Below are 10,045 nucleotides of genomic sequence, written 5' to 3' on the forward strand. Positions count from 1 at the left end.
TGGCCTGCAGCCGCTGGCGCGCTTTGTCAGCTACGCCAGCCGCGGGGTGCCACCGCACATCATGGGCATCGGGCCGATCGAAGCCATCCCCGCCGCGCTCAAGGCCGCCGGCCTGAAGCAAGACGATTTGGACTGGATCGAGCTCAACGAAGCCTTTGCCGCGCAGTCGCTGGCGGTGATGAACCAGCTTGGCCTGGATCCCGCCAAGGTCAACCCGATGGGCGGCGCCATCGCGCTGGGCCACCCGCTGGGGGCCACCGGCGCCATCCGCTCGGCCACCGTCGTGCACGCGCTGCGCCGCCACCGGTTGCGCTACGGCATGGTGACCATGTGCGTCGGCATGGGGCAGGGGGCGGCCGGCATTTTCGAGCGGGTATGATGCCCGCGACCACCGGAGGCGACACCGTGACCGCAACCCAAGACATCCTGCAGCACACCGAGGGCGGTGTGCTGACCCTGACCCTCAACCGCCCGCAACGCAAAAACGCGCTGACCAGCGCCATGTACGCCACCCTGGCCGAAGCGCTGGACCGCGCCGCCAACGACGCCGCCGTGCGGGTGGTCGTGATCCAGGGGCAAGAGGCCATGTTCAGCGCCGGCAACGACATCGAGGAGTTTCTCCACCAACCGCCGGCGGGCACGGACAGCCCCGTGTTTCGCTTTCTGCGGGCGATTGCGACCTTCCCCAAGCCCCTGCTGGCGGCGGTGTGCGGACCCGCCGTTGGCATCGGGACGACGATGTTGTTCCACTGCGACTTGGTCTACGCGGGCGACAACGCGGCGTTTTCGATGCCGTTTGTCAACTTGGGGCTGTGCGCCGAAGGCGCGTCGAGCCTGATCGCGCCGCAGATGTTTGGCTACCACCGCGCGGCCGAGGCGCTGCTGCTGGGCGAGCCCATCTACGCCGAGGCGGCGCTGGAGGTGGGCCTGGTCAACAAGGTGTTGCCGCCCCACGAGACCAACGGCTACACCCAGCAGGTGGCGCGCAAACTGGCCGCCAAACCGCTGACGTCGCTGGTGGAGACGAAGCGACTGATGAAGGGCGCGCAGCAAAACGCCGTGGTGCAGTGCATCCACGACGAGGCCACCGTGTTTGCGCAACTCTTGCGCGGCCCCGCCGCCAAAGAGGCTTTCCAAGCGTTTCTCGAAAAACGCACGCCCGACTTCAGCCGGGTGTAGTGCCATCCTTTTACTCGACGACTCGCGTGCGCCAACCATGAGCCGCTCCGCTGCCGCTGCGTCCCCGATGCCGCCGTTCGAAGCCGAGTTCATCGACGGCGTGCGCGAGATTTTCGAGCAAAAGATCGTCTTCAACCGCGTCTTGGGCCTACGCATCGATGCCATCGAGCCCCAGCGCGTAGCCGCCCACATCGACATGCGCCCGGATCTGGTGGGGCACTTTGCCTACCATCGCATCCACGGCGGCGTCATCAGCGCGAGTCTGGACGCGATGGGCGGCCTGGCCGTGATGGCGGCCATCGGCGCGCGCCACATGGATGAACCCGTGCCGCAGCGGCTGCAGCGTTTTGCGAAACTCGGCACCATCGACCTACGCGTGGACTATCTGCGTCCCGGTATTGGCGAAGGTTTTCGACTGGAAGCCGAAGTACTGCGCCTGGGCTCACGCGTGGCCTCTACGCGCATGGCCTTCCTCGCCCTCGACGGCAAGCTGCTGGCGACGGGGGCGGGGGTGTATATCGTGTCGTGACAGTGGCAGGAGGCCGCGTGAATGCGGCCATCGCAAAAATTAGGGACATACCAAGGGTTGCATCCCGAAAGGGCGCGTTTACCAAGGCGGAGAACGCGATCGCAACCGTCATAATGAAGGCAATGCCTCCAAATTTATCCTTTGCTTTCCAGTTTCGAATGGCAAAGTAAAGCAGCAAAAAAACAATCGATAAAAGGCCGGGAATCCCGTTTTCCATTCCGGCCAAAAGGTAATCGTTATGTGGATTGTTGATGCCTGCTACACTGGGATTGGCTGAGGCGTGATCTTTCCAGTATAGAGCCCAGGATCCCGTGCCGGTGCCAGTAATAGGGTATTCCTGCATTTTGCCGATCGCAAATCGCATCATTTCCGCGCGAACATCGACTGAAGATTGGTAAACCCCTGTGTTTACGTAGTTTTTGGTTTCTGAAACGGCTTGCGATACCCTGTCCTGTACGGTTTTTGATGTTGCCATAACGGTAGCGACAATGGTAATCATTATTGATGCCGAAAGAAGCAATCCTTTTATCGAGCGAAAGCGGTATACCAATGCGACAGCAGGCAGAATGGCCAGAAGTATGTAGGCGTTGCGGGAGATCCCGTGAAAGATAATCGTTGTTGCCGTAATGAGTGCAATGGAAAAATATGCGAGTCTTGATTTGTTTTCGGATGCCAGACCGAGCCAAAAAAGAAAGCTGCTCACGCAGGCAAGCATTATCATTTTTTGTGATCCCGCATTGCCAGTTACGATGAGAATATCTTCAAATGGTTTGATGAGGGGTATCTTGTAGAAGTATCGATCAACCCAGATGGTGATAAGTACGAACGCACTGCCGCCCAGAATGCCGAGGAGAAAAGAGCGGCGTTCGAAATCGTTCAACGACAAACCAACGATGATGACTGCGACCACCCGTATCGTATGAAAGATTCGGGTATCTGTCTGGTCGTAGTGTCCATGCCATATTGGAGAGAGCAGCGGGACGATGAGGAAAGCTACCAGTGCTAATTGTAGGAATTTGTCGTCGCGGATGCAGAGCAGACGGCTCCGAAGTGAACCCTGAATGACTAAATAAGCCAGGAGGGCCAGCATGGAAAGATAGACCATGCCGATCGGCAAGAATGAGGAAAAACCGGCAAAAAAAGCCAGAACAATACCGCCAATAGTCCCTTCCGATTTTTCAAAAACTGGTAAAGATGAAGGGTTCTTATGCGACATAGAGTCCAATCTTCCGTAGAAAATGCTCCGTATCGGCACGGGGTGTTTACGTGCCTCAGAGCAAGGTTGTTGGCGGCGCCGAAACCATAATTTTTTTTGAGCGCCATGATACGCGCATGTGGCCAACGTGCACTCGCAACGTCTAGCGTACCATCGTCGCTTCCGTTGTCAATCAGTATGACGTGCGGGCATACGCTCAATAGCGGATCCTGTGCGTCGAGACAGTGTACGCTTTGGTAGGTGACAATGATGACTGTCACTCGTTCAAGGATATCTCGTTCGGGAGTCGCACCCAGTGGCGCGGAGGACATCTCACTCTCGCTCAATGCTGGCCCTTGACCACCTCACCCGCTCGCAGTCGATACACCGTGCCGCAATAGGGGCACTTGGTTTCACCGGTTTTGGCTATGTCCAGAAATACGCGCGGGTGGCTGTTCCAGAGCTCCATCCCCGCTTTGGGGTGTGGGCAGTGGACGCCGCCGTGGGCATTGAGGTCGGCGGCGCCGAGTTCGACGACCAGGGAGGCGTGTGCGGTGGTGGCTTGCATGGTCATACCAGGGTCAGCCAGTGGGTGTATTTCGGGTTGCGTCCGTTGACGATGTCGAAGAACGCGGTCTGGATTTTTTCGGTGACAGGGCCGCGCATGCCAGCGCCGATGGTGACGCGGTCGAGCTCCCGGATCGGGGTGACTTCGGCAGCGGTGCCGGTGAAGAACGCTTCGTCGGCGATGTAGATCTCGTCGCGCGTGATGCGTTTTTGCACCACTTCCAGCCCCAGATCACGAGCGATGTGCAGCACCGTGTTGCGGGTGATGCCGTTGAGCGCCCCGGCGGAGAGGTCAGGCGTGTAGATCACTCCACCCTTGACGATGAAAATGTTTTCCCCGGCCCCTTCCGAGACGAAGCCGCTGGGATCCAGCAGCAAGGCTTCGTCGTAGCCGTCGTCGGTGGCTTCCATGTTGGCCAGGATCGAGTTGGTGTAGTTGGACACCGTCTTCGCCTGCGTCATAGTGATGTTGACGTGGTGGCGGGTGTAGCTGGAGGTCTTGACGCGGATACCGCGCTTCATGCCTTCCTCCCCCAGATACGCCCCCCAGGCCCAGGCGGCGACCATCAGGTGCACGCGGTTGCCCTTGGGGCTGACGCCCAGCTTCTCCGACCCAATCCAGATCAGCGGGCGAATGTAGCCGCTTTGCAGACCATTGGCGCGTACTACGGTGCGTTGCGCCTCGTTGACCTCGTCCATCGAGTACGGGATGGTCATGCGCAGGATCTTGGCGCTGTTGAACAGACGCTCGGTGTGTTCCTGTAACCGGAAGATCGCGGTGCCCCGCTCGGTGGCATAGGCACGCACGCCTTCGAACGCCCCGCAGCCGTAGTGCAGGGTGTGGGTTAGCACGTGGACCTTGGCGTCGCGCCAGTCCACCAGTTCGCCATCCATCCAGATTTTGCCGTCGCGGTCGTGCAGCGGAAGAGGTGTCGCCATCGAAAGATCCTTTACTGAGAGGCAGACGCGCCGGCGCGGTGCGATGCGCGACCGTCAGACGCGCGGCGGACTGTGACGAGCGTCCATTTTACGTGGGCGGCGGCCTCGGTGACCGGCCGTGGCGACCCGCAAGCCAAGGTGACGGCGCGAGCGGCCCACAAAAGTTTGATCAACGGCACTTTTCACCCTAAAGTTCGGCTCATGCTGGACGATAACGAGGATGAGCGCGGGGCGTGTAGCTCATGCGCGGGGTGTTGTGAGGGACGCACCATGTTGACCATTTCATCGATTGCCGTTGCGCCAGCGCCACAGTCGACGCCGACCGTGCGGGCCCAGCCCGTGACACCGGCGCGGCCGAGCAACGCGGTGGCGCGCGAGAACGCTGCGGGCGGTGCCGTCGCACCGCAGGGCGAGGCCGCGCGTGTCCAGGCGCAAGCGGCCCCGCCCGTGCTGGCACCCGTCACGCCAGCGCAAGAGGGGCAGCGCGCAGACGGGTTTGCCAATGCAGCGGCACCCGAGCGGGCGGGGCTGCCGCCGCCGACAGCCAAAGAGTCCGGGGTGGCTGCCGGGGCAGAGGGCGGCGGTTTGGCCGCCCGTGTCCGTGCAGCGGAGGAGGAGCGTCGCACCCGCGAGGTTGAGGACGCGCAAGCCCAGCGGCGCCTCGATGAACAAGCGCAGCAGCGCGCGGCGCAGGCCGACCCGGCCCGAGCGCAGGGTGCCCGTGGGGGGGGCACCCCCAATCGGGCGGATGGCAAGGCGGATTTTCCGGAGGTGAAGAATCCCGCGCTCGAGCGGCTCGACACCCAGATCAAGGAGCTGTTGCCCAACATGTGGAAGGCCAGCCGCGCGGCGGTCGACATGGTGATTGGCGAGGAGGCTATCAAGGCCGCGCAAGAGCGCGCCCAGCGGCTGGAGGAATTGCAGGCGCGCCTCAATACCCGGCCGCTGGCCAACCTTCCGCCAGACGAAGCGGCCCAGACGTATGGTGAGGCCGCGCAACGGGAGTCTCGACCGGTCCCTGGTAGCCAGCTCGATCGGCTGGTGTGAAGGGCGTGGTGCTCAGATCCGGTGTCGCACGCCGGCGGCCGCGACGCGCTCCATGATGGCGCGCGCGATTTGTTTGAGCGGCAGCACCTCGTGCACTGCACCCGCCTGGATCGCCATCTTCGGCATACCAAAGACCACGCAGCTCGCCTCGTCTTGCGCGATGTTGTAAGCGCCCGCGTCGCGCATCTCCTTCATCGCTTCCGCGCCGTCGGCGCCCATGCCGGTCAGCATCACACCGATGGCGTTGGGCCCGAGTACCCGCGCGCAAGAGCGAAACAGCACCTCGACCGACGGTTTGTGGCGATTGACGGGCGGGGAGTCGTCCACCACCGCGACGTAGTTGGCCCCGCTGCGGGCGATGGAAAACTGTTTGCCTCCTGGGGCGATGTAGGCGTGACCGGGCAAGATCCGTTCGCCGTCGCGCGCTTCGGCTACCCGGATGCGGCACAAACTGTCCAAGCGGGCCGCAAAGCTGGCGGTAAAGCCCGGCGGCATGTGTTGGGTGATGACCACGGCAGGCGCATCAGGGGGAAATTCCATCAAAATTTCCTTGATGGCCTCGGTGCCGCCGGTCGAGGCCCCGATGCAGATCACCTTCTCGGTGGACAGGCGCACCCCGCTGGGGGCTGTGGCAGGGGCTGGGGCCGCTGGGGGCGAAGAAGCGGTGTGACCCGTGATGCCGCGTAACGCCGGGCTGCTCGAGCCAGTCGGCGTGGGCGCAGGGGCTGCGCTCAGGCGCCGCACGCGCGCACGCGCCGCAATGCGGATTTTCTCGACGATATCGTCGGCGAGCTGCTGCAGGCCGCTGGCCACCCCGATGCGCGGTTTGGCGACGAAGTCCACGGCGCCCAATTCCAGCGCGCGCAACGTTGTCTCGGCCCCCTGCTCGGTCAGCGTCGAGACCATGACCACCGGTGTGGGGCGCAGCCGCATGAGCCGCGACAAAAACTCCAGCCCGTCCATCTTGGGCATTTCGACGTCGAGCGTGATGACATCGGGGTCGCGTTCGCGGATGATTTCGCGCGCCATCAGCGGGTCGCTGGCGGCACCGACGCAGACCATGTCCGGTTGTTTGTTGATGATCTCGGTCAACAGCGACCGCACCAAGGCCGAGTCGTCGACCACCACCACCTTGATTTTGTTCGTCATGCGGGCAAGAAAACGATTCAGAACAGATCCACGGTACCGCCGGCGTTGCTTTGCGCCAGACGGGTTGCGACGCCCTGGCGCTCCTGGGTTTCCAGTGTATCCGGGTGGGCATGGGCCAACCGTTTGACCATCGCCTTGCCCGTCACGGGAAAGAACACCACCTTGCGGGGGTATATATCCATCACGTCTTTGGACACGACGGGGATGCGCTCGGTGGCCAGGTAGTCGAGCACGAACTGGGTGTTGCGTTCGCCCACGTTCATGCTGGTCATGCCGGCGATGACTGCGCCGCCACCGAAGACCTTGGCCTGCATGTATTCGCGGGTCGAGCCGCGCTTGATCAACTCGTTGATCAACAGTTCCATGGCATACGAGCCATAGCGGCCTGAGGTGTCGGCGCCCCCCTCGGGCAGCATGAAATGGTTCATGCCGCCGATGCGCAGTCGCGAGTCCCAGATACACGCGGCAATGCACGAGCCCAGTACCGTCATGATGACGATGTCTTCATCGCTGACGTAGTATTCGCCGGGCAGTACCTTGACAGCGGCGTATTTGAAATGCTGGTCGAAGAAGAAAAAAGAAGCCTCACCCGGTTTGCGCGGGCGCGACTTGAGCTGTTGCACATGGGTGGGGGTGCGCACCGACGCCGTCATAATTTTTCGTAAATGGTTTTGCCGCGCAGGCGGAACAGGTCACGGGCGTCGCTGAAATTTTCGGCATGGCCGACGAACAGCGTTCCGTGCGGTCGCAGCAGACGGTGCAGGCGGCGCAACACTTGCCGTTGGGTATCGTGGTCGAAATAGATCATGACGTTGCGGCAGAAGATCGCATCGAACTCCTCGCGCAGCGGCCATGACTCCTCCACCAGATTGAGCGTGAAGAACTGGACGTGTTTTTGCAGATCTGGCTTGACACGTACCAAGCCTTCGTTGGCGCCCTTGCCCTTGAGAAAGTATTTGCGCCGCTGCTCCGGCGATACCGCGCTCAATTGCTCCAATTTGTAGATGCCGCGCGTGGCCGTCTCCAGCACGCGCGTGTCGATGTCGCTGGCCCAGATGCGAAACTGGCCCTGCAGCCCCAATGCATCGGCCATCGTGATGGCGATGGAGTAGGGCTCTTCGCCAGTGGAGGCGGCGCTGCACCAGATTTTCCACTCGTGCGTGGGCGGTGCCTCGCGCACCATGCGCGCCAGCTCGACGAAGTGATGATTCTCCCGAAAAAACGACGTCAGATTGGTGGTCAGCGCGTTGACGAACTCTTGCCACTCCTCGCTGTTCGGGTGCGATTCGAGCCAATCCAAATAGGCGCGAAAGCTCTGGTGGCCCGTCTCGCGCAGCCGACGCGAGATACGGCTGTACACCATGGCCTGCTTGCCCTCGTGCAGGCTGATGCCGGCGTAGCGGTAGATGAGCTGGCGAATGCGCTCGAAATCCGCCACCGTCCATGCGAACTCGCGGGACTGCAGGGTGGCGGAAGCGTCGGCCATCATCGTGGTGTAGGGGCGCAACGCGCCGTTATTGACGCGCCCGGCGCACCAGCGACGACGTGTCCAGGATCAGTGAGACGCTGCCGTCACCCAGGATGGTGGCGCCGGAGACGTTGGGCACCTTGCGGTAGTTGGCTTCGAGGATTTTGATCACCACCTGCTGTTGGCCCAGCAGTTCGTCGACCATGAGCGCCACCCGCGCGCCATCGGACTCGATGACCACCATGATGCTGTTGGCCGAAGGATCGCTGCCCGCGCGGGGCACCTGGAACAAGCGGTCGAGCTCCACCACCGGCATGTATTCGTCGCGTACCTTGATGAGCTGCGCACTTTGGGCGACGGTGTTGATGTCGCTGGCCTGTACCTGGAACGATTCGACCACCGATGACAGTGGCAGGATGTAGACCTCTTTGCCCACGCGCACGGTCATGCCGTCCATGATGGCCAGCGTCAGCGGCAGGCGCACCCGCACGCTCATGCCATAGCCTTCTGCGGAGTCGATCTCCACCGAGCCGCCCAGCGCCGAAATGTTCTTTTTCACGACATCCATCCCGACGCCGCGTCCCGAGACATCGGTGACTACCTCCGCGGTGGAGAAGCCCGGCGCAAAAATGAGCTGCCAGACCTCACTGTCGCTCATGTCGTCCGAGCAGGGGATGCCTTTTTCCCGCGCCTTTTTCAGCAATTTGGCGCGCGACAGGCCGCGGCCGTCGTCGCGCACTTCGATGAGGATCGAGCCCCCTTGGTGCGCCGCCGACAGCGTGATCGTGCCCACCTCGGGCTTGCCCTTGGCCAGGCGCTCATGGGGCAGCTCGATGCCATGGTCGCAGCTGTTGCGGATCAGGTGGGTCAGGGGATCGGTGATCTTTTCGATTAGGCCCTTGTCGAGTTCGGTCGCCTCACCGTGCGTGACCAGCTCCACCTTCTTGCCGAGCTTGCTGGCCAGGTCGCGCAGCATGCGTGGGAAGCGGCTGAACACCACCGACATTGGGATCATGCGGATCGACATGACCGATTCCTGCAGGTCACGCGTGTTGCGCTCCAGATCGGCGAGGCCCGCCAGCAGCTGCTGGTGCAGGGTAGCGTCCAGGTCTCGGCTGTACTGCGCCAGCATGGCCTGGGTGATGACGAGTTCGCCCACTTGGTTGATGAGCTGGTCGATTTTGCTGACCGACACGCGCAGCGTCGTGGTCTCGAGCTGCGCCGTCGAGGCCTGCCGTGCGGCCTTGGCCGCCGATTCACGCGTGCGCGCTTCCGCGCTCGGCGCGCCGGCGTCGCCCTGAGCGGGGTGTAAATGCGCCTGGGTCTCGGCCTGCACGCTGGCGGCGTGTTCGACAGGCGTGATGGGGTTGCCCGGCGCGCCAGCGAAGAGGCCGTAGCCATGCACTTCGTCCTTGCCAGGCACTGGCGCGCCGGTCGCTGGATCCGGCTGGGTACCCGCCACGGGGCTGCCGGGGGCGCCAGCGAAAAGTCCGAAGCCCTCCTCGATGACGTCGCGGCTGTGCTCCACGCTGGTCCCGACGGCCGATGCCGTCATCGGCGATGCCGTGGATGCCGCGGGTTCGGGTGCCCCGGTCAGCGGCACCAACGTCACCTGGTCACGCGCAACGTGGAAGGCGAACAGATCCAGCAGCTCGTCATCGGTGCTGCTGGTGTCGATGTCGTAGATGCGGTACGCGCCCTCGTCGCGCTCGGCGGTGATGTGGCCTAGCCCGGCAATGTCACGAAACAAGTCCTTGATGGGGTCTGCCAGGTCGAGCCGAGCCAGTGGCCCGATACGCGCTTGCAGGCGCCGAGGGACGCCAGGCGGAGCGGCAGCCGGCATGCCGCCAGCCCCCATGGGTGCTGGCGCGGCGGTCGCGGGCGGCGGTGGTGGGGGCGGAGGGGGCGGTGGGGGTGGAGCGACGGGGGCAGCGGCCTGCCCGCTGGCCAGCTGGCGGATGCGCGCGACCAA

Annotated in this window: 10 protein-coding genes and 2 pseudogenes; 4 read left to right on the top strand and 8 right to left on the bottom strand. The window is 63.0% G+C overall.

Features of this window, described 5'->3' with window-relative positions:
- The 3 genes and pseudogenes from Q0716_RS08260 to Q0716_RS08270 form a co-directional block, all read left to right on the top strand.
- Positions 1 to 379, top strand: a pseudogene (locus Q0716_RS08260) (acetyl-CoA C-acyltransferase); the annotation flags it as partial.
- A gap of 26 nt (positions 380 to 405) precedes the next feature.
- A complete protein-coding gene (locus Q0716_RS08265; RefSeq protein ID WP_299021903.1) occupies positions 406 to 1,179 on the top strand; it encodes an enoyl-CoA hydratase in 774 nt (257 codons plus the stop codon).
- Positions 1,180 to 1,216: 37 nt separating this feature from the next.
- Positions 1,217 to 1,708, top strand: a complete 492-nt coding sequence (locus Q0716_RS08270; RefSeq protein ID WP_299021905.1) for a thioesterase family protein — start codon at positions 1,217 to 1,219, stop codon at positions 1,706 to 1,708.
- Here the strand turns inward: Q0716_RS08270 and Q0716_RS08275 are convergent.
- From Q0716_RS08275 to Q0716_RS08285, 4 genes and pseudogenes are all read right to left on the bottom strand, one after another.
- A complete protein-coding gene (locus Q0716_RS08275) occupies positions 1,635 to 2,924 on the bottom strand; it encodes an O-antigen ligase family protein (protein WP_299021907.1) in 1,290 nt (429 codons plus the stop codon). The two genes, Q0716_RS08270 and Q0716_RS08275, sit on opposite strands and share 74 nt — an antisense overlap.
- Positions 2,925 to 2,956: 32 nt before the next feature.
- Positions 2,957 to 3,235 (bottom strand): annotated as a pseudogene (locus Q0716_RS10950) (glycosyltransferase); the annotation flags it as partial.
- Positions 3,236 to 3,246: 11 nt separating this feature from the next.
- Positions 3,247 to 3,477 (bottom strand): zinc-finger domain-containing protein, encoded by a 231-nt coding sequence (locus tag Q0716_RS08280; protein ID WP_299021909.1) that lies wholly within the window; start codon positions 3,475 to 3,477, stop codon positions 3,247 to 3,249.
- Positions 3,474 to 4,409, bottom strand: coding sequence for a branched-chain amino acid transaminase (locus Q0716_RS08285; protein ID WP_299021911.1), 936 nt, complete (start codon positions 4,407 to 4,409; stop codon positions 3,474 to 3,476). The genes Q0716_RS08280 and Q0716_RS08285 overlap by 4 nt, the downstream gene beginning before the upstream one ends.
- A gap of 270 nt (positions 4,410 to 4,679) precedes the next feature.
- Between Q0716_RS08285 and Q0716_RS08290 the strand changes: the two genes are divergently transcribed.
- Positions 4,680 to 5,456 carry a hypothetical protein gene (locus tag Q0716_RS08290; RefSeq protein ID WP_299021914.1) on the top strand — a complete coding sequence of 259 codons (777 nt, stop codon included), beginning with the start codon at positions 4,680 to 4,682 and terminating at the stop codon, positions 5,454 to 5,456.
- 12 nt (positions 5,457 to 5,468) lie between these two features.
- On the opposite strand, the gene Q0716_RS08295 is transcribed toward Q0716_RS08290, so the two are convergent.
- From Q0716_RS08295 to Q0716_RS08310, 4 genes are all read right to left on the bottom strand, one after another.
- Entirely contained in the window at positions 5,469 to 6,605 is a 1,137-nt protein-coding gene (locus tag Q0716_RS08295) for a chemotaxis response regulator protein-glutamate methylesterase (RefSeq protein ID WP_299021916.1), read from the bottom strand.
- 17 nt (positions 6,606 to 6,622) lie between these two features.
- Positions 6,623 to 7,258, bottom strand: coding sequence for a chemoreceptor glutamine deamidase CheD (gene cheD, locus Q0716_RS08300; RefSeq protein ID WP_299021918.1), 636 nt, complete (start codon positions 7,256 to 7,258; stop codon positions 6,623 to 6,625).
- Positions 7,255 to 8,091, bottom strand: a complete 837-nt coding sequence (locus Q0716_RS08305; protein WP_299021920.1) for a CheR family methyltransferase — start codon at positions 8,089 to 8,091, stop codon at positions 7,255 to 7,257. The genes cheD and Q0716_RS08305 overlap by 4 nt, the downstream gene beginning before the upstream one ends.
- A 28-nt stretch (positions 8,092 to 8,119) precedes the next feature.
- Positions 8,120 to 10,045, bottom strand: a 1,926-nt coding sequence (locus Q0716_RS08310) for a chemotaxis protein CheW (RefSeq protein ID WP_299021923.1), incomplete at its 5' end; no start/stop codon positions are given.

Origin of the sequence: uncultured Tepidimonas sp. (assembly GCF_938045175.1) — a bacterium.
In the GTDB taxonomy this organism is placed as follows: Bacteria; Pseudomonadota; Gammaproteobacteria; order Burkholderiales; family Burkholderiaceae_C; genus Tepidimonas.

What these genes read in the sequence shown, in the direction of transcription:
- Q0716_RS08270 (WP_299021905.1), top strand. Translation starts at nt 1,217, where the DNA reads ATGAGCCGCTCCGCTGCCGCTGCGTCCCCGATGCCGCCGTTCGAAGCC.
- Q0716_RS08275 (WP_299021907.1), bottom strand. Translation starts at nt 2,924, where the DNA reads ATGTCGCATAAGAACCCTTCATCTTTACCAGTTTTTGAAAAATCGGAA.
- Q0716_RS08280 (WP_299021909.1), bottom strand. Translation starts at nt 3,477, where the DNA reads ATGACCATGCAAGCCACCACCGCACACGCCTCCCTGGTCGTCGAACTC.
- Q0716_RS08285 (WP_299021911.1), bottom strand. Translation starts at nt 4,409, where the DNA reads ATGGCGACACCTCTTCCGCTGCACGACCGCGACGGCAAAATCTGGATG.
- Q0716_RS08290 (WP_299021914.1), top strand. Translation starts at nt 4,680, where the DNA reads ATGTTGACCATTTCATCGATTGCCGTTGCGCCAGCGCCACAGTCGACG.
- Q0716_RS08295 (WP_299021916.1), bottom strand. Translation starts at nt 6,605, where the DNA reads ATGACGAACAAAATCAAGGTGGTGGTGGTCGACGACTCGGCCTTGGTG.
- cheD (WP_299021918.1), bottom strand. Translation starts at nt 7,258, where the DNA reads ATGACGGCGTCGGTGCGCACCCCCACCCATGTGCAACAGCTCAAGTCG.
- Q0716_RS08305 (WP_299021920.1), bottom strand. Translation starts at nt 8,091, where the DNA reads ATGGCCGACGCTTCCGCCACCCTGCAGTCCCGCGAGTTCGCATGGACG.